Annotated in this window: 19 protein-coding genes and 1 other RNA gene; 12 read left to right on the forward strand and 8 right to left on the reverse strand. The window is 38.7% G+C overall.

All coding sequences use genetic code 11. The features are described 5' to 3' along the window. The first annotated feature begins 60 nt into the window (after positions 1–60). Entirely contained in the window at positions 61–1557 is a 1497-nt protein-coding gene (locus HDE68_RS03970; RefSeq protein WP_183879132.1) for a gluconokinase, read from the forward strand. 89 nt (positions 1558–1646) lie between these two features. Here the strand turns inward: HDE68_RS03970 and HDE68_RS03975 are convergent, their stop codons facing one another. Further along, positions 1647–2327 carry a hypothetical protein gene (locus HDE68_RS03975; protein ID WP_183879134.1) on the reverse strand — a complete coding sequence of 227 codons (681 nt, stop codon included), beginning with the start codon at positions 2325–2327 and terminating at the stop codon, positions 1647–1649. 146 nt (positions 2328–2473) lie between these two features. Beyond that, positions 2474–2701, reverse strand: coding sequence for a hypothetical protein (locus HDE68_RS03980; protein WP_183879136.1), 228 nt, complete (start codon positions 2699–2701; stop codon positions 2474–2476). Between the two features lie 112 nt (positions 2702–2813). Between HDE68_RS03980 and HDE68_RS03985 the strand changes: the two genes are divergently transcribed. After that, entirely contained in the window at positions 2814–3296 is a 483-nt protein-coding gene (locus tag HDE68_RS03985; protein WP_183879139.1) for a copper resistance protein NlpE, read from the forward strand. An 86-nt stretch (positions 3297–3382) separates the two neighbouring features. On the opposite strand, the gene HDE68_RS03990 is transcribed toward HDE68_RS03985, so the two are convergent. From HDE68_RS03990 to HDE68_RS04005, 4 genes are all read right to left on the reverse strand, one after another. Further along, entirely contained in the window at positions 3383–4792 is a 1410-nt protein-coding gene (locus tag HDE68_RS03990; protein ID WP_183879141.1) for a sigma-54-dependent transcriptional regulator, read from the reverse strand. A gap of 65 nt (positions 4793–4857) precedes the next feature. Continuing rightward, positions 4858–5249: RNase P RNA component class A (gene rnpB, locus HDE68_RS03995), an RNA gene on the reverse strand. Positions 5250–5272: 23 nt separating this feature from the next. Then, positions 5273–5692 (reverse strand): c-type cytochrome, encoded by a 420-nt coding sequence (locus HDE68_RS04000; protein ID WP_183879143.1) that lies wholly within the window; start codon positions 5690–5692, stop codon positions 5273–5275. A 2-nt stretch (positions 5693–5694) separates the two neighbouring features. Further along, entirely contained in the window at positions 5695–6348 is a 654-nt protein-coding gene (locus HDE68_RS04005; RefSeq protein WP_183879145.1) for an SCO family protein, read from the reverse strand. A 100-nt stretch (positions 6349–6448) separates the two neighbouring features. Here HDE68_RS04005 and HDE68_RS04010 point away from each other — a divergent pair, with 100 nt between their 5' ends. The 8 genes from HDE68_RS04010 to HDE68_RS04045 all read left to right on the forward strand — a co-directional run bounded on the left by HDE68_RS04010 (position 6449) and on the right by HDE68_RS04045 (position 14129). Beyond that, positions 6449–7450 (forward strand): beta-ketoacyl-ACP synthase III, encoded by a 1002-nt coding sequence (locus HDE68_RS04010; RefSeq protein ID WP_183879147.1) that lies wholly within the window; start codon positions 6449–6451, stop codon positions 7448–7450. A gap of 7 nt (positions 7451–7457) precedes the next feature. Continuing rightward, positions 7458–7832 carry a hypothetical protein gene (locus tag HDE68_RS04015; protein ID WP_183879149.1) on the forward strand — a complete coding sequence of 125 codons (375 nt, stop codon included), beginning with the start codon at positions 7458–7460 and terminating at the stop codon, positions 7830–7832. Between the two features lie 142 nt (positions 7833–7974). Beyond that, complete coding sequence (locus tag HDE68_RS04020) at positions 7975–8409, forward strand: hypothetical protein (RefSeq protein ID WP_183879151.1); 435 nt, start codon at positions 7975–7977, stop codon at positions 8407–8409. Continuing rightward, positions 8409–9023, forward strand: a complete 615-nt coding sequence (locus tag HDE68_RS04025; RefSeq protein ID WP_183879153.1) for an SCO family protein — start codon at positions 8409–8411, stop codon at positions 9021–9023. Before HDE68_RS04020 ends, HDE68_RS04025 begins: the two co-directional genes overlap by 1 nt. Before the next feature lies 1 nt (position 9024). Further along, entirely contained in the window at positions 9025–10602 is a 1578-nt protein-coding gene (locus HDE68_RS04030) for a PepSY-associated TM helix domain-containing protein (protein ID WP_183879155.1), read from the forward strand. A gap of 93 nt (positions 10603–10695) precedes the next feature. Continuing rightward, on the forward strand, positions 10696–11367 hold the full coding sequence (locus HDE68_RS04035) for a superoxide dismutase (RefSeq protein WP_183879157.1): 672 nt from the start codon (positions 10696–10698) through the stop codon (positions 11365–11367). 54 nt (positions 11368–11421) lie between these two features. Then, a complete protein-coding gene (gene poxB, locus HDE68_RS04040; protein WP_183879158.1) occupies positions 11422–13146 on the forward strand; it encodes a ubiquinone-dependent pyruvate dehydrogenase in 1725 nt (574 codons plus the stop codon). Between the two features lie 5 nt (positions 13147–13151). Next, the gene (locus tag HDE68_RS04045) at positions 13152–14129 is read left to right on the forward strand and encodes a 2-hydroxyacid dehydrogenase (protein ID WP_183879160.1); all 978 of its coding nucleotides are present in this window, start codon (positions 13152–13154) and stop codon (positions 14127–14129) included. Here the strand turns inward: HDE68_RS04045 and HDE68_RS04050 are convergent. Together HDE68_RS04050 and HDE68_RS04055 are read right to left on the reverse strand one after the other, a co-directional pair. Continuing rightward, a complete protein-coding gene (locus tag HDE68_RS04050; RefSeq protein ID WP_183879162.1) occupies positions 14126–14419 on the reverse strand; it encodes a chaperone modulator CbpM in 294 nt (97 codons plus the stop codon). The genes HDE68_RS04045 and HDE68_RS04050 overlap by 4 nt on opposite strands. A gap of 19 nt (positions 14420–14438) precedes the next feature. Further along, positions 14439–15353 carry a DnaJ C-terminal domain-containing protein gene (locus HDE68_RS04055; protein ID WP_183879164.1) on the reverse strand — a complete coding sequence of 305 codons (915 nt, stop codon included), beginning with the start codon at positions 15351–15353 and terminating at the stop codon, positions 14439–14441. A 152-nt stretch (positions 15354–15505) separates the two neighbouring features. Here HDE68_RS04055 and HDE68_RS04060 point away from each other — a divergent pair, with 152 nt between their 5' ends. Then, positions 15506–16336 (forward strand): hypothetical protein, encoded by an 831-nt coding sequence (locus HDE68_RS04060; RefSeq protein ID WP_183879165.1) that lies wholly within the window; start codon positions 15506–15508, stop codon positions 16334–16336. A gap of 97 nt (positions 16337–16433) precedes the next feature. Then, a complete protein-coding gene (locus tag HDE68_RS04065) occupies positions 16434–17447 on the forward strand; it encodes a LacI family DNA-binding transcriptional regulator (RefSeq protein WP_183879167.1) in 1014 nt (337 codons plus the stop codon). Positions 17448–17530: the final 83 nt, after the last annotated feature.

Genomic DNA, 17530 nt, shown 5'->3' on the forward strand with positions numbered 1-17530 from the left:
TTTGGAATAAAATTTTGCATCAGAAAGGTTAAAGTCTAAATTGCAGCTTAATCAATAATTATGCAATACATTTTAGGAATAGACATTGGGACCGGAAGTACTAAAGCTGTAGCGGTAGGGACAGATCATAAAGCTTTCGATAGCAGTCAATATTTTTATCCAACTAATGTGGCGCAGCCCGGTTACAGCGAACAAGACCCTGAATTAATCTGGCAGGCTTTTCAGCAAAGTATTGAGACGATGGTTTCAAAATTGAAATCCAGTCCTGCAGCAATCAGTTTAAGCTGTGCAATGCATAGCGTGATTGCAGTGGATGAGAACTGTCAGGCACTGGCACCAATGATGACCTGGGCAGATAGCAGAAGTACAGGAGTCGCAGATGCTTTATTAGCTTCCGCTTTGGGTGCTGAATTATATAAAGCAACCGGAACACCTGTTCACTCTATGTCTCCATTATGCAAAATCAGCTGGATCAGAGAAAATCAGCCTCAACTTTTTAGTACGGTTTATAAATTCATATCGATTAAAGAGTATATCTGGTATCGTCTGTTCAATACCTTTGAAATAGATCATTCTGTAGCTTCCTGTACGGGGTTGATGGATATAAAAAAACTGACCTGGTATCCGGAGGCTTTAAGCGTTGCGGGAATCAAAGCAGAACAACTTTCAGTTTTGGTAAGTACTGGTTATTTAAGAAGAGATTTTGATCCTGTTAAAACATTGCCATTTTTAGCAAAAGGAACACCCTTTGTCATTGGGGCAACAGATGGCTGTCTGGCAAATCTGGGAACAGGTGCTATAAAACCTGGAATAGCAGCTTTAACGATAGGTACAAGCGGGGCATTAAGAGTAGCAGGAAGTTCTGCTGTAGTCAATGAAAAAGCAATGAATTTTAGTTACCGTCTGGATGAGGAAATATTCATCAATGGAGGGCCGGTAAATAACGGTGGAATAGCTTTGAAATGGCATTTAAAAAATATTCTTCAAAAGACAGAGCTTAATGCAAGTGATTATAGTGAGACACTCAGCAAAACTGAGGCTATTGACCCGGGAGCTGAAGGGTTGATTTTTCTGCCTTATCTGCAAGGAGAGCGGGCTCCGATATGGGACTCTAAAAGCTGCGGCACATTTTTTGGAATGCACCTGAATCATCAGACGCCTCATTTTACCCGCGCATTGATTGAGGGAATATGCTTTGCGTTAAATGATGTTTTATTATCCTTAGCCAATTCGGGACAAGAAATAAAGCAATTGAATGTAAGTGGGGGTTTTGTTACTTCAACTATCTGGCTACAGATCATGGCTGATATTACCGGTAAAAAACTATTGTTATATAGTGTGGAGGATGCTTCGGCAGTAGGAGCTGCTTATCTTGCTTTTAAATCAACGGGTCTTTCAGCAGGTTATCCTTTGCCCGATCAGCAGCATATCACTTATATTGAGCCTGATCAAAAAAATCACACTATTTATAAAACCTATTTTAATTTTTATCAAAAGATATATCAGCAGTTAAAAGGGGTGATGCACGAAATGCATGATTTTCAAAACAAGGATTAGTCAAACAGATAAAAATGGACCTGTCTTAAAATAAAAAAGCTGTTAATCTTAGGATAAGATTAACAGCTTTTTTATCATATGATTTAAGCCTATTGATGAACTGAATTGTAATTCTTTACCAATGCAGCTATAGATTTTACATCAAAATATTCTATTCCTTTAATCCGTTCTGTCAGATCTTTATCGTCAGACATCTTCTCCATTAAAATGTTTTTAATATACTGGGTATTGGTATCTGAGTTGTCCGGAGTAATTTCCATCATTTCGCCAGCCCCAGGTCCTTCTATATAATATAATGCACGGCGTTCTCTTCTTGGTCTGTCATCATCATCACCCCTGCCACCAAAACTTACACCACCACCAATTCCAACACCACTGTAACCACCTGTTCCAATACCAAGGCCTATAGATGGAGAGAAGCGCACACGGCGTTTTGGTTTTTCAACAGGACCTACATTTCCTCCCATGGAATACAAATTAAGTTTTCCTGTTTCTACCAATTTGAAAAAACGGTAACCAGTTTTCTTATTTGCTACAAAAGGTTTGCTGACAAAGGTATCTCCATTCCACAAAAATTCTTTAATATCCTTTGCACTGTATTTCTCAACTGTTCCATCATCTTTTTTAAGACCCACAGTAAGAAAATCAGTTCCCTGTATTGTCCCCCTGACGAAATTGCCAGTATCAATCACTACAGCATCCTGTGCTGAGGCGGCAAGTGCCAGCAGAGAAAAGAGTACCAGGGTACTCATATATTTTATTAGTTTCATCTAATTTATTTATACCCAAATAACGTAAATTATTTACTATTTGTTGTCATAGGTAGTTCAGATATATAAAATGCCCTGAATAATTTCAGGGCATTTGAATGATTTATTCTTTAAGAAGCTATTTAATTTTAAACAGTTTCTAAGACCTAAGCTGCTTTTTTTGCAGGTGTAGTCATTTTACTTGTTGTTGTCTTTTTTGCAGGCGCTGTTTTGTTTGTTTTGAAACGTTTATCTGGCGTTCCATCTTTTTTCAATGGCTGCTTGTTCTTTTTATAACGCATGTCCTTTGAACCATCTTTTTTTGTCTGAGCGAATGTTTGCGTGGTTGTAAAAGCCATTACAGCCAACAGCATCATAACAATTAGTTTTTTCATATTGTGGTTTCTTTAAATTTACATGAAGCTATAAAACATTTCTCATATTTCATACTGAATTATTATTGGCTTGTTTCTTGCTTCTTACTGGTTTACATACAAATAACGTACCATGACGAAACAACTTTTAGCAATTGTAATTACAGCCTGCACCTTATGGGGATGCAGCAATTCAAAAACTTCTGAGAAATTAAATGCAGACAGTCTGAGTAAAGACAGCTTAACTATGGGTGGCGTAAAAACTGATACCACAAAAATGGGTGATCAGCACAATTCTATGAACTCCGTAGACTGGGATGGTATCTATAAAGGGATTGTTCCTTGTGCAGACTGTGAAGGCATTGAAACTACAATAGTATTAGGTAAAGAGCTTACATATAGCATTAAAACCAAGTATCTGGGTAAAAGTGATGCTAAGGTTTTTGAAGAGAAAGGAAAATTCAGCTGGGATAAATCCGGTCAGATCATTACATTAAATGATATCAAAGACGGCCCAAACAAATATTTTGTAGGAGAGAACAAGATCATACAATTGGATATGGAAGGTAAAGAGATTACAGGAAAACTTGCAGATCACTATGTTTTGAAAAAATAGAGTAAAACTTTCCGAAATGTAAAAAGGGATTAGCATATGCTAATCCCTTTTTACGCTAATAGCGTTTTAAATAATAAAAAATGCTGTTATTCTGTTACTCTTTTTAAACCGAATTTCTCGATTTTGCTATACAGGTGACTGCGTTGAATATCGATATCGTCTGCAGTTTTAGAGACGTTCCAGTTGTTTTTTTCCAGTTTAAACTTGATAAATTCTCTTTCTGCATGATCTTTATAATCCTGGAAATTAGTGAATTTATCATAATTGGTTGTCCCGGATGAAGAACCGTTAACGCTTCCATTATGACCATGGTTAGCTGCGCCAATATTTGTTCCACCACCCGGATTAGCAAATGCGGTTACTTCATGTTCTGAAATTACTTTATCACTTAAAATAATCAGACGTTCAATCATATTATGTAACTCACGTACGTTTCCTGTCCACGGTAAGTTTTGTAAAGCAACCATTCCAGCTTCACTTATCTTTTTAACAGGCATGCCGTAATCTTTACAGATGTCCTCTAAAAAGCTCATAGCGATCTCAGGAATATCTTCTCTGCGTTCAGTTAAATGAGGTACATGGATATTGATTACATTCAGACGGTGGTATAAATCCATTCTGAAATTACCATCTTCAATTTCTTTCATCAGGTCTTTGTTCGTTGCAGCAAGTACACGAACATTAACTTCTAATTCTTTCTCACCGCCAACACGTGTGATTTTATGTTCCTGCAATGCACGAAGTACTTTTGCCTGGGCTGACAGACTCATATCCCCGATTTCATCCAGGAATAAAGTACCACCATTAGCCAGTTCAAATTTACCAATGCGTTGTTTTACAGCCGAAGTAAATGATCCTTTTTCGTGACCGAAAAGTTCACTTTCTATCAATTCTGATGGAATTGCTGCACAGTTAACTTCAATTAAAGGGCTTTCAGAACGGTTTGATTTTTCATGTAACCAACGGGCTACCAATTCTTTACCACTTCCATTTGCACCTGTAATCAATACACGGGCTTCAGTAGGGGCAACGCGCTCAATAGTTTCTTTAATTTTATTGATATTCTCTGAACTGCCCAGAATATCTCTTGTTTTACTAACCCTGCGTTTTAATACTTTAGTTTCAGTAACCAGATTGCCTCTGTCCAGTGCATTTCTGACAGTAATTAGTAAACGGTTTAAATCAGGTGGCTTAGAGATGAAATCAAAAGCTCCTTTTTTGCTCGCTTCAATTGCTGTCTCTACTGTACCATGACCTGAGATCATAATAAATGGTAAATCAGGACTGTAGGCCAATGCTTGCTCAAGCACTTCCATACCATCCATCTTATTCATTTTTATATCACACAGAACCAGATCGTATTTCTTTTTTTTAATCAGATCTAATCCATCAACTCCATTATCAATATCTTCAACCTCGTAATTCTCATACTCTAAGATCTCACGTAATGTGCTTCTTATCGCACGTTCATCATCAATTATTAATAATTTAGCCATAGGGTATGTTAGTCTTTATCGGATACGAATATATTTACTAATTATGAAAAAATGCAGATTAAATAAAAAAATGCAAGCCTGTAAGCCGGGTTCTGTACCCTGATAAATCAGGGCTTCTACCATTAATCTACTATAAACGTTGCCATTTATCTCTAACGACCTACCCACTGACATCGGACGAGCAGCCCTACATGCGTCAGCCTATTTGGTCTTTCAACTCCCGGGGTTTACCAGCCTTTCCAGTCACCTGGAAAATTCGTGAGCTCTTACCTCGCGATTTCAACCTTACCTGTGCCCTTTACAGGCCATCGGCGGTATATTTTCTGCGGCACTTTCCATAATTCAGGTCTTCAATCCCAAACCTCTTCCCGTTAGGAAGCGAGATGCTCTGTGTTGCCCGGACTTTCCTCTTTAAGATGCTAAAAGCATTACTTACAGCGATAGAACAGCTTGCATTTTGCGCAAAGATACAAAAAAATGTTACTTACAGTTCTTAAGATCATTTTCTACCTGCTGATTCGTGTACATTCCCTGTTGATGTCCAAAAGCATTGGTAATATAAACGATTACCTGGGCAAGATCGATGTTGGCCAGGTTAAATTCTGGCATTTTACCTTCATAGACCTGTCCATGTACGGTAACGGGTGCAGAAAGTCCATTCTTAATGATGCAGGCAAGTTTTTCCTTATTGGCTTTCATGAAAACACTATCAGTAAGGGGAGGGGTCAAAGCACCAAGTCCTTCTCCTTTAGCACCGTGGCAATTCTGACAATGTTTGATGTAAAGGTCTCTGCCATTAACATAATAGGCATCCTTTTGTACTGTTTCGGCAGTTTGGCAAGAATAAAACATGCTGATCAGCGTCAGCGAAACCAGGCTGATTAATATAAATTTCCTCATCTCTATTTTTTACCCTCAGCTAATAAAACCGGAATATCTTTTTCCAGCTGTGCTACCTGTTCAGGATTTGTTCCATCATAAGCGCCGCGGATTCTTCTGTCTTTATCAATTAATACTAAATATCCCTGGTGCACGTAACCATCTCTGTTTGTACTATCCACATTGACAGCAACCAGGTAACTTTTCTCAGCCAATGTATATACACTATCTTTAGGGCCATATACAAATTGCCATTTCGGGCCATCCACACCCAGCTTCTGAGCATACTTTTTAAGCACTGAAGGGGTATCATATTTAAAATCTATCGTATGTGATAAAAACATGACATCAGGATTATCTTTGAACTTTTCTGACACCATTTTCAGGTTCCTGTGCATAATAGGGCAGATACTAGTGCAAGAAGTGAAAAAGAAGTCTGCAATATAAACTTTATCTTTAAAGTGCTCATTTGTAATATATACGCTATCCTGATTCAGGAATTTAAAGGCCGGGATAGTTTGATATATTGTGTCAACACCTGCTGTACCGTCACTGTTTTTAACGGTTTTAGTGTCTCTTAAGCCGTAAATCGGAAGTTTTCTTTCTTGCTGACAAGAAGAAGCGAACAGCATGACAGCCAGTAAAATAGCGCAGATAAGGGTGGATTGAGGTCTCATAATAAAATTTATTGTTCGGGCAAAGGTACGCTACTGTAAAAATAAAGTGTAATGTAGCTGTAAATATTTATTAGTTTTGCGCCAAGAATTGTAATGCTTAATGAGAAAGAGATATAATGCTGCCATAACAGCTTTGGGAGGATATGTACCGGAAACCATTTTAACCAATCACGATCTGGAAAAAATGGTGGATACGAATAGTGACTGGATTATTTCAAGAACTGGTATCCATGAGAGAAGAATTATTAATGATGCTTCACTTGCAACCTCCGATTTAGCTACCATGGCAGTGAAAAGGTTACTAGAAGATGGTAACATCAACCCTGACGAAATTGAATGCGTAATTGTAGCTACGGCTACTCCGGATTATATTATGGTATCTACCGCAAGTATAGTATGCGAAAAAGCAGGCTTAAAAAATGCATGGGGTGTTGATTCTAACGCAGCTTGCAGCGGCTTTCTTTACGCCCTGACACTGGGTGCAAGTTTAATTGAAAGCAATCGTTATAAAAACGTGATTGTCGTTGGTGCTGATGCAAACAGCTCTATTGTAAATTACGAAGACAGGAATACCTGTATTCTTTTTGGTGATGGTGCCGGAGCGGTTCTGCTTGAGCAGACAGAATCAGAAATAGGTCTGGTAGATAATGTATTCAGAACTGATGGTGTGGGTAAAGAACATCTGATTGTTACTGCAGGTGGTTCGTTGAATCCATCGTCATCTGATACTTTAGATAAAAAACTGAATTACATTTCTCAAAATGGAAGGATAGTTTTTAAGGCTGCAATCGAAGGAATGACGCAGACCTGTACGGAGATCATGGAAAGAAACAGCCTGGAGACTAAAGATATCAACTGGCTGATCCCGCATCAGGCTAACCTGAGAATTATTCAGGCAGTAGGTGATAAATTAGGTTTAACACCAGATCAGGTAAAAGTTAATATCCAGCTTTACGGTAATACAACTGCTGCAACAATCCCATTATGTATGTGGGAATTTAAAGAAGATTTCAAAGAAAATGATAACCTGTTGCTCACCGCTTTTGGTGCAGGATTCTCCTGGGGTGCAACTTATTTAAAATGGGGTAAGTTAAGGGGGTAACAAATCAATGCTGACACGCTTTACAGCTATATTACTTTTAATGTGTTCGGTTTCAGTAAGCCTGTCGGGACTTTTTGTCTTTGCAGGTTTCGAAATGAACGAGGGGTATATTGCTAAAGAGCTTTGTGTAAACAAAGATAAGCCACAATTGCATTGCAATGGCAAGTGTTACCTGATGAAAAAACTCAAACAGGCAGAAGAGAAGGAGCAGAAACAGGATCATCAATTCCAGAAGATCCAGCTGCAGGAACCTGTCGTTTATGCCCCTTTTGAATTTAAACAATACGCTGTTAATGCTATCAGTCTGCGTGTTCCGTTTACCACAGGAAAACCAGTAGCGCAGCTGACTTCTATTTTTCACCCTCCGCAGCTCAGCTGCTAATCTGGTACTTACCTGCTTTTACAGCTGGCTTTCAAGCCGGATAAAGCATTGAGTATTACCCTTTTTTTTATTCAATTTTCTAATGGGCCCTTAGATCAAATGGGCTCTAATCGGTGTATACACCTATTTAAACAATAATAGTATGAAGTTATTTTTAGCCGCAATCGTATTGGTTACAGGAGCAGTTGCCTGTACACAAACTCAAAATTATAAGACAGAAAGAGATGAAGTCATGAAATTCCACGATACAGTAATGGAAGATCATGGTATACTGGTGAATAATCAGATGAAACTGGATTCTATGCTGAAAGGTATGCCAGCACTGAAAACCAGGTTTCCATCTACGGATACATTAAAAGAAAAAGTAGTCATGAAAGCGACACTGGACAGGTTAAATAGTGCTGAAGAACTGATGAATGACTGGATGCATAAATTTGAACCGGATGTAACTGGTAAATCCAATGAAGACGCTGTCAAATATTTTAAAGCCGAAAGGATTAAAATTGGAAAGATCGATAGCTTGTATAAAGCTGAAATCCAGTCATCTGATGCTTACCTTAAACAGTTTAAAAAATAATGGGAAAACGACTTATTTACCTGTTCGTGCTGCTGGCAGTATTCACAGGATGTAAAGACAAGCCAAAAAGACTGCCCTTTTTACAGCAGGATATATCCGGGACTGATACTACCTACAGAACTATTCCAGCCTTTAAATTTTTAAATCAGGATAGTGCAGTAGTGACCAATAAAGATTTTGACGGTGCAATTTATGTAGCAGATTTTTTCTTTACCTCGTGCCCTACAATCTGCCCGACTATGCACCGTAATTTGTTAAAGGTATACCAGAAGTATCTGAACAATCCGGAAGTAAAACTGGCTTCACACACTATAGATGTGAAATATGATACACCTTCAAGAATGAAAGCCTATGCGACCAAATTAGGGATTAAAGGAACACAGTGGGAATTTTTATGGGGAACAAAAGAACAGACTTATGCACTGGCAGAACGAAATTACCTGGTCTCAGTAGGGCAGGATAAAGCAGCACCCGGTGGATTTATCCATCAGGGCTATCTTGTCCTGGTAGATAAGGAAAAACGGATCAGAGGTGCTTATGATGGAACTGTAGATGCGCAGGTGGAGCAGCTGATGAAAGATATGGATACATTACTGGCAGAATACAAGCGTTAATATGGATACCGAAAATCTTAGCCGGACGGTAAAAAGGAATATGTATTCCTGGCACCGTATCCTTGGGATTATGACTATTATTCCAGTAATATTCTGGACATGTTCAGGTTTAAGTCATCCTATTATTGCACATTGGTTCAAATTGCAGATTGCACATGAATATATTAAACCTGCTCCAGTCAATAAGGAGCAGGTAAAGTTGTCTGTGAACGAAGTTTTAAGTAAAAACGGGATTAACTTATTGAGGAATTTCAGAATCATAAATTTCCAGGGAAAGACCTTTTATCAGATAAAAGACAGGAAAAATGAGATGCAGTACTTCTCTGCTGCTGATGGCGTGAAACTGCCTGATGGAGACCGTTTATACGCAGTGTATTTAAGTCGTTATTTTTTAGGCGACAGTACTTCTAAAGTGAGTTCAATAACACCTGTAAACAGTTTTACTGATGAATACAAATATATCAATCGTTTGCTGCCAGTATGGAAAGTGAGTTTTGATAGAAAAGATCAGATGGATGTCTATGTAGAAACTTCACAAAGCAGACTGGCGAACTATAACGATACCAACAGGAAAGTCTTTCTTTGGGTATTCAGTAATTTTCATAGTTACGAATTCATTGCAAAGATTACCAATAATACAGCAAGATATACACTGGTATTGATACTGGCCTCTATTGTCATCTTTTCTACTTTAAGCGGTTTATTAATTTATGGCTTTTTATGGAAGAAATTCAAGAAGCCGGTCGCAGGACAGAAAGTTGGCTTTCTAAGAAAGTATCACCGGAGTATCGGATTGCTGACTTCTATCGTTACCCTTACTTTTATGGGGTCCGGAGCTTACCACGCGACCCATAAATTTACACCCGATGATAGGATTAACTATGTTTTTGAACCAGAAATCAAGTCTCGTGATCTGGTTATAGCTTCTACAACTCTGCCCGTTCAATGGGATCAGGTGAGTAATATAGCATTAGCAAGGTTTAATGATAAAACGTATTATCAGGTCTGTCTGGTCAAAAAAGACAATGATAGCTGGAAAAAACAGCAGGTAGCAAAGGCCGAGACTATGTTTGGTGAAAAAGATAAAAAGGAAAAACCTAATGTAGCTTATTATGATGCAGCTAATGGTCAGCTCCTTCCGGACGGAATTATGGAACATAGTTATAGCCTGGTTAAACATTTTGTAGCTCAGGGAGTTGCTGATGGTGAAGCTGCATGTTGTGAAATGATGGCTAACGCAGCAGCTGATGAGTCTGCCCCGCTGATTATTTCTTCCTCAGGCTATATCACTAAATTTGACAATGATTACGGTTTTGTCAACAAGCGTTTACCGGTAGTGAAAATAGCATTAAGTACACCACAGCATCTTACCTATTATGTAGAAACAGCAACAGGCAGGCTTGGTGCCAAAGTTCAGGATTCGGACAGAAGAGAAGGGTTGAGTTTTGCTGTATTTCACAAGTTTTTACTGGTAGATTTTGCAGGTAAAAACTTTCGGGATTTTTTGACTGCTTTTTCTGCTTTTGGTGTCCTGGTGGTGAGTGTATTAGGATTAATTATCTTCATTAAATCGAAATAGAGAAAACAAATTAATTTAATAATCGTTTTAAATGGGTAGCTGTTTAAACTTATATAAGTTTAAACAGCTTTTCAAATAACCCAATTGATTAAGATGAAATTATTTAAGAGCTTTTTCCCTATTGTTCTGCTATTGGCAGGAACACAGACGCTTAGCGCGCAATTTAAGCTTGCGCCTTTACCATATGCATACAATGCACTTGAGCCTGCTATAGACAAGCAGACTATGGAAATTCATTATACTAAACATCACCAGGGTTATGTCACTAATTTAAATGCAGCCGTAAAGGGTACAACAGCAGAAGGCAAAAGTCTTGCACAGATTCTTGCTGTAGCTTCAACTTATCCTGCTGCTATCCGTAACAATGCCGGTGGACATTATAACCATTCCTTATTCTGGCAGATTATGGCTCCAAAACCAAAACCTGCTTCTCCTGCTTTTTTAAAAGAAATTGATGCAAACTTTGGTTCGATGGAGAAATTTAAGGCTGCTTTTGCAGATAGCGCAGCTAAACGTTTCGGATCTGGCTGGGCATGGTTAATTGTACAGAATGGTAAACTCAAAATTACAACTACTGCAAACCAGGATAATCCATTAATGGATATTGCAGTAGAAAAGGGCCGTCCAATTTTAGCCCTTGACGTTTGGGAACATGCCTATTATTTGAAATATCAAAATAAACGTGCAGATTATATCACCGCGTGGTGGACAGTCGTGAACTGGCCTGAAGTTGAACGCAGATATGACGAAGTTGTAAAAAAATAATCACCTGATCAAAGCTGTCCCCCGGGGATGGCTTTTATTTTATCCAAGAATATTATGGCAAAAACAGTAGCAGCGAAATTGGTAGAAATACTGATTCAGGCAGGAGTTAAACATGTACATGGTTTAGTAGGCGATTCGCTGAACGGAATTGTAGATGAAATACGTAATTCTAAAGAAATAAAATGGATCCATTACAGGCACGAAGAGGCTGCTGCATTTGCTGCGGGCGCTGAGGCGCAGCTAACAGGCAGATTAGCTGTGTGCGCAGGTAGTTGCGGGCCTGGTAATATGCATTTAATCAATGGATTGTATGATGCACATAAAAGTAATGCGCCTGTTCTGGCTATTGCAGCGCATATTCCAAGTGAACAGGTAGGTACCTCGTATTTCCAGGAGACCCGTCCTGAATCTTTATTCCGTGAATGCAGTTATTATTGCGAAACGATAGCTTCTGCAAGACAAATGCCCAGGGTATTGCAAATTGCTATGCAGCATGCCATAGGTCAGAATGGGGTAGCGGTTATCAGTTTATCCGGTGATGTTGCCATGGAAAAAATGGAGAATGAGGAACTGGAACATCCATTGTTTGTCAGCCGTCCTGCTATCCGTCCTTCTGATGGGGAATTACAGAAACTGGCGCAATTGGTAAATGAAGCTAAAAAAATTACACTGTTATGCGGTGCGGGCTGCAGAGACGCACATGATGAGTTGCTGGCCCTTGCCGGCAAAATCAAATCGCCAATAGTTCATGCGCTGAGAGGTAAAGAACATGTGCAGTATGACAATCCATTTGATGTGGGAATGACCGGGCTGATTGGTCTTTCTTCTGGTTATCATGCCGTAGAAGAAAGTGATTTACTGGTGATGCTGGGAACTGATTTCCCTTATAAAGAGTGGTATCCTTCCAAGGCTAAAATTGTACAGATAGATATCAGACCAGAAAGATTAGGGCGCAGATGTAAACTAAATCTTGGTTTAACAGGCGATGTGAAGGAAACTGTGAAATCGCTGCTTCCTTTCCTGGAGGAAGTTCAGGATGCTTCATTCTTAGAAAAATGTCAGGAACGTTATCAGGACAACAGGAAAAACCTGCTTGGTCATGCACAGCCAGTTTCCGGTAAACCTATACATCCTGAATATCTGACCAGAATATTAAGTGAACAAGCTGCAGATGATGCTATATTTACCGCCGATGTAGGTACGCCTACTGTATGGGCAGCACGTTATGTAGATATGAAAAAGGGCAGAAAGTTAATTGGTTCTTTTAATCATGGCTCTATGGCCAGTGCAATGCCACAGGCGATAGGGGCGCAATTTGCTTTCCCTGAAAAGCAGGTTATCTCGCTATCCGGGGATGGTGGTTTTGCGATGCTGATGGGTGATATTTTAACAATCTTTCAGTATAATCTGCCCGTAAAAATTATTGTATACAATAACAGTTCACTGGGGTTTGTAGCTATGGAAATGAAGGTGATTGGAATGCCTCCTTTTGGAACAGACCTTAAGAACCCTGATTTTGCGAAAATGGCACAGGCTATTGGGATAAGAGGGATCAGGGTAGAAGAATCAGATGGGGTAGAAGCTGCAATTGCGGCTGCCTTAGCGCATCCCGGACCAGTATTGGTAGATGTTGTAGTTAATCAGGCAGAACTGTCAATGCCACCTAAAATAGACTTTGAACAGGCTAAAGGATTTGGTATCTATATGCTGAAACAAACTTTAAAAGGAGATGGAAAAGAAGTCTGGGATACCATCAGTTCAAATTTTTTGAGTAAATAGCGCCCATGAATGTATTTATAACCAGAATAATTCCCGAATCAGGTTTGCGTTTACTTGAAGAGGCGGGGCTGCAAGTTAAGCAGTGGTCGCAAAAAAGAAAAATGACCAGGGAAGAGTTGATTGCAGAATGCTCTGGTGCAGATGCGCTGCTTAGTGCTGGTCAGCAATTAGACCGGGAGTTTTTAGAAGCGAGCAGTCATTTAAAAGTGATTGCGCTGCATTCTGTAGGCTATGATAATGTGGATATTGAAACAGCAACCCGGCTTAAAATTCCAGTAGGTAACACGCCTGGGGTATTGAGCGGGGCTACTGCTGATACTGCTTTCTTGCTGATGATGGCAGCGGCCAGGAATGCTTTTCATATGCACCGGACCATTATTAACGGGGAATGGGGCTTTTTTGAGCCGACAGCTAATTTAGGTAAAGAATTAAATGGCTGTACACTCGGCGTTTTTGGATTGGGTAAAATAGGGACTGAAATGGCTAAACGCTGTGCTGGTGCTTTTGGCATGAAGATCATTTACCATAACCGCAGTAGAAACGAAGAGGCGGAGAACTTGCTGGATGCAACCTATGTTTCTTTTGAAGATTTGCTGAAACAGAGTGATGTTCTTACAGTACATACTGCTTTAACCCCTCAGACCGAAGGAAAGTTCGACCTCGGTGTATTTAAACAGATGAAATCAGGTTCGATTTTCATCAATACAGCGAGGGGACCGATACATAATGAGCATGATCTGATTGAGGCACTTGAAAGTAAAATCATTTGGGGAGCCGGTCTGGATGTTACAAATCCTGAGCCTATGCAGGCTGATAACAAATTATTAATGATGCCTAATGTAGCGGTCTTACCTCATATTGGGTCTGCTACAGAAGGTACAAGAAATGCAATGGCAAGACTGGCTGCAGAAAATATTATTGCAGTTTTAAAAGGAGAGAAGCCACCATTTTTAGTTAATCCTGAAGTTTACATAGGGCTTTAATGGCCTTCATGTACATGGATATGAGTTCTTAAAATCTCAATTTCATGCTGCATATGCCGGACTTTTTGCAAGAGATTAACAATTGCTTCAATGCCAGCGACATTGATCTCCAGATCATAGTGGAAATGGATAAAACGATCCATTTCCATTAATTGTTCAAAATGTATGAATTTGTCTCCGTCAATTATGGTTAACGTAAGTAATCCCGACTCTTCAAGTTCATGAATAAAAGAAGGGTCTATAGCATAATTAATACAGTAATCTCTTATAGTTATTAATTCGGTTTCCATAGGATAATGAATTAGTCTATTACATGGATAGTTCCTGTAGTTGTTTGAAAAGCTCTGTTTGCTTCTCAGTAAGGTTTACAGGTATATTAACGGTATAAGTTATAAAAAGATTTCCAGATTCTCCATCTTTCTTGTAAACAGGAAAACCTTTGCCTTTCAATCTTATTTTTGTTCCATTTTGTGTGCCGGCAGGTACTTTCAGTTTTACTTTACCATTTAAGGTATCTATCATAGCTTCTCCGCCAAGAATAGCTGTATAAAGGTCTATTTCCTTAATCAGGTAAAGATCGTCACCGATTCTTTTAAATACTGCATCATCTGCAATCGTAATGGTGATAAAAAGATCTCCGGCCGGACCGCCATTTACACCCTCACTGCCTTGTCCTTTAAGTTTAATTACCTGGCCGTTTGAAATACCTGCAGGAATTGTTATCCTCAGATTTTTGCCATTAACAGTTATGGTTGGTTTATGTGTTTCTGCAGCTTCTCTGAAAGAGATTTTTAATTCAGCCTGTAAATCCTGACCTTTAAATCTGGCGTTGCTTCTTTGCTGTCTGCCGCCGCCACCGAACATAGATTCAAAGAAATCAGAGAAATCTCCTCCCCCAAAATCAGCTGCGCCTCCACCAAATCCTCCGCCGAAACCACCCGAACTGCCTCTTCGGCCACCGCCAAAAGGATTTCCTCCTTGCTGTTGTGCCTGATCTGCATGTTTCCAGTTTTCACCGTATTCATCGTATTTTTTGCGTTTGTCAGGATCACTCAAAGCTTCGTTCGCTTCATTGATTTGCTGAAACAGTTTATTCGCTTCCTTGTCTTTAGGATTTAAATCGGGATGATATTTACGTGCAAGTTTCCTGTATGCTTTCTTTATCTCTTCCTGCGTTGCCTTCTTATCCACGCCAAGGACTTTGTAGTAATCAATGTATGCCATAATAAAAAGATATCAATAGACAAATTTAAGGTTTATATAGCTAATAATGCGGAATTGATTTTGAATAACATTTATCATAAATCATGTTACCAGTTTTAACAGCTCGATAATTATTCATAAATTGCTTTAAAATTACTTAAATCAATATTTATATGAAAAAAATTCTATTATTATGTTGCACTTTATTTGTGTATTCCTTAAATTCATTTGCTCAAATGGATACGATCTATTCTAATAATCAAAAAATAGCTTGTAGCGTTAAAGAAGTGACAGAAGAGGGGGTTAAATTCAGTCATCCTAATGAAGATCTGGTTAATTCGGTATACAAGAATAGTGTACAAAAAATAGTTTTTAAAAGTGGCCGTGTACAGGTTTTTACAGAAGCTTCTTCCTTTAAAGCTGTAACTGATGTCCGCGAGTTTGATAACGTAACGGTTACTGCTGTTGAAAGTGAAGTCAAAGGACTTTATAAGATTGGTGATGTAAGTTCTAAAGCTAAAGGAACAACAGGATTTTCTAACCAGGAGCGCGTAAAAGACCGTGCTTACCGTAAACTTAAAATACAAGCGGCAATGATGGGTGCGAATATCGTTTACCTGACTAATCAACGTACAGAAGGAAATAAAGCAGGTGGTTATTTTCAGGCTGGTTCAACTGCAGAAACAAACCTTACTGGTGTTTCTTATAGTAATGTTGTTCCTTCTTTGGCTGATTTTAAAAAACTGGTGAATGGACGTACTGATTTTGCTACTATAAATGAGTACAGACTGGGCGGCAGTTCCAGTGACTATAGCTTAAAAGAACTGACTAAGAATTTTTTTATCGCTAATATTCGTAATGATAACGGGATTATTACAATTGAAGGAGAACTGGAAGGATTAACAGATTTCAATCAGTTCAGACTGGTTGGAGTGAGTACAGACCATTTCAACATATTTTATCGTGATAAAAGCACGGTATACAACATAAGCGTCAAGTTTTAACTTGATGCAATGAAATAAAATATCGGGGAGACTGTTGAGACTGTTTCATTAATAGTTTTTATTTTTCTAGCTTGGTCATCTAAACATAAGAAATAAAATGAAACCCCTCTCTATAAAGGATATCGCAAAGAAGGCTAATGTATCTATTACTACTGTCTCTTTCATATTGAATGGTAAAGCAGAGAAAATGCGGATCAGCCAGGACATGATTGCAAAGGTCGAGGCCATTATTAAAGAAGTAGGCTTCAAACCCAACCAGGTTGCAAGAAGTCTGCGCACAGGAAATACCAATACAATCGGATTGATTGTAGAGGATATTTCAAATCCGTTTTTTGCTGCCATAGCAAGACTGATTGAAGATAAAGCTTACAAACATGGTTATAAGATTATTTATTCCAGCACAGAAAATAATCTGGAAAAGGCGAAAGGTCTGATCAAGATGTTTAAGTCAAGACAGGTAGATGGTTATATCATTGCCCCAATGGTAGGAATGGAAGAAGATATTCGTGAATTGCTGTCTGACCGTACACCGGTAGTCGTATTTGACCGCCATTTACCCGGACTTGAAGTTAGCAGTGTTTTAGTAGATAATATTAAAGGTACTTATATGGCTACTGATTCTTTAATCCATAAAGGAATGAAGAATATTGCATTTGTGACCGTTGATGTTGATGTCGAGCAGATCAAAGACCGTTATAAAGGCTATGAGCAGGCGCTGAAAGCAAATAAAATTAAAATTAATAAAAAGCTTTGCAAGCTCATCTCATTTAGCAATACTGCGGATGAAACAACAGCAGAGCTCACTAAGTTCTTTACTGAAAATCCAGAAATTGATGCGGTGCTTTTTGCAACAAATTACCTCGCAGTAAGAGGATTGTTCAGCTTTAGAGAAATGAACAAGCAATTGAATGCAGAATTTAAAGTAATTGCTTATGATGACCATGATATTTTTAAACTGCATTCTCCAACTATCAGTGCTGTAGATCAGCCGATAGAGGAAATCGCAGAAAACGTGATTAATTTTGTATTAAAAGAGCTGGCAGTTGCCGGATCTTTTGAAAAAAAGGAATTGAATAACGTGGTACTGGCATCAAGACTGATCGAAAGATAGCAGAAGCTTCCTGTATCAGAATAGCTATAAAAAAACCGGATGATCAAAAGATCTTCCGGTTTTTTTATACTGGTTAACAAGAC

It is taken from the genome of Pedobacter cryoconitis, from assembly GCF_014200605.1.
Taxonomy (GTDB): domain Bacteria; phylum Bacteroidota; class Bacteroidia; order Sphingobacteriales; family Sphingobacteriaceae; genus Pedobacter; species Pedobacter cryoconitis_B.

Coding starts and splice junctions, on each gene's coding strand:
- HDE68_RS03990 (WP_183879141.1), bottom strand. CDS start 4,792: ATGGCTAAATTATTAATAATTGATGATGAACGTGCGATAAGAAGCACA.
- HDE68_RS04060 (WP_183879165.1), top strand. CDS start 15,506: ATGAAAAAAATTCTATTATTATGTTGCACTTTATTTGTGTATTCCTTA.
- HDE68_RS04005 (WP_183879145.1), bottom strand. CDS start 6,348: ATGAGACCTCAATCCACCCTTATCTGCGCTATTTTACTGGCTGTCATG.
- HDE68_RS03985 (WP_183879139.1), top strand. CDS start 2,814: ATGACGAAACAACTTTTAGCAATTGTAATTACAGCCTGCACCTTATGG.
- HDE68_RS03975 (WP_183879134.1), bottom strand. CDS start 2,327: ATGAAACTAATAAAATATATGAGTACCCTGGTACTCTTTTCTCTGCTG.
- HDE68_RS04025 (WP_183879153.1), top strand. CDS start 8,409: ATGGGAAAACGACTTATTTACCTGTTCGTGCTGCTGGCAGTATTCACA.
- poxB (WP_183879158.1), top strand. CDS start 11,422: ATGGCAAAAACAGTAGCAGCGAAATTGGTAGAAATACTGATTCAGGCA.
- HDE68_RS04050 (WP_183879162.1), bottom strand. CDS start 14,419: ATGGAAACCGAATTAATAACTATAAGAGATTACTGTATTAATTATGCT.
- HDE68_RS04055 (WP_183879164.1), bottom strand. CDS start 15,353: ATGGCATACATTGATTACTACAAAGTCCTTGGCGTGGATAAGAAGGCA.
- HDE68_RS04020 (WP_183879151.1), top strand. CDS start 7,975: ATGAAGTTATTTTTAGCCGCAATCGTATTGGTTACAGGAGCAGTTGCC.
- HDE68_RS04030 (WP_183879155.1), top strand. CDS start 9,025: ATGGATACCGAAAATCTTAGCCGGACGGTAAAAAGGAATATGTATTCC.
- HDE68_RS04035 (WP_183879157.1), top strand. CDS start 10,696: ATGAAATTATTTAAGAGCTTTTTCCCTATTGTTCTGCTATTGGCAGGA.
- HDE68_RS04045 (WP_183879160.1), top strand. CDS start 13,152: ATGAATGTATTTATAACCAGAATAATTCCCGAATCAGGTTTGCGTTTA.
- HDE68_RS04065 (WP_183879167.1), top strand. CDS start 16,434: ATGAAACCCCTCTCTATAAAGGATATCGCAAAGAAGGCTAATGTATCT.
- HDE68_RS04015 (WP_183879149.1), top strand. CDS start 7,458: ATGCTGACACGCTTTACAGCTATATTACTTTTAATGTGTTCGGTTTCA.
- HDE68_RS03970 (WP_183879132.1), top strand. CDS start 61: ATGCAATACATTTTAGGAATAGACATTGGGACCGGAAGTACTAAAGCT.
- HDE68_RS04000 (WP_183879143.1), bottom strand. CDS start 5,692: ATGAGGAAATTTATATTAATCAGCCTGGTTTCGCTGACGCTGATCAGC.
- HDE68_RS03980 (WP_183879136.1), bottom strand. CDS start 2,701: ATGAAAAAACTAATTGTTATGATGCTGTTGGCTGTAATGGCTTTTACA.
- HDE68_RS04010 (WP_183879147.1), top strand. CDS start 6,449: ATGAGAAAGAGATATAATGCTGCCATAACAGCTTTGGGAGGATATGTA.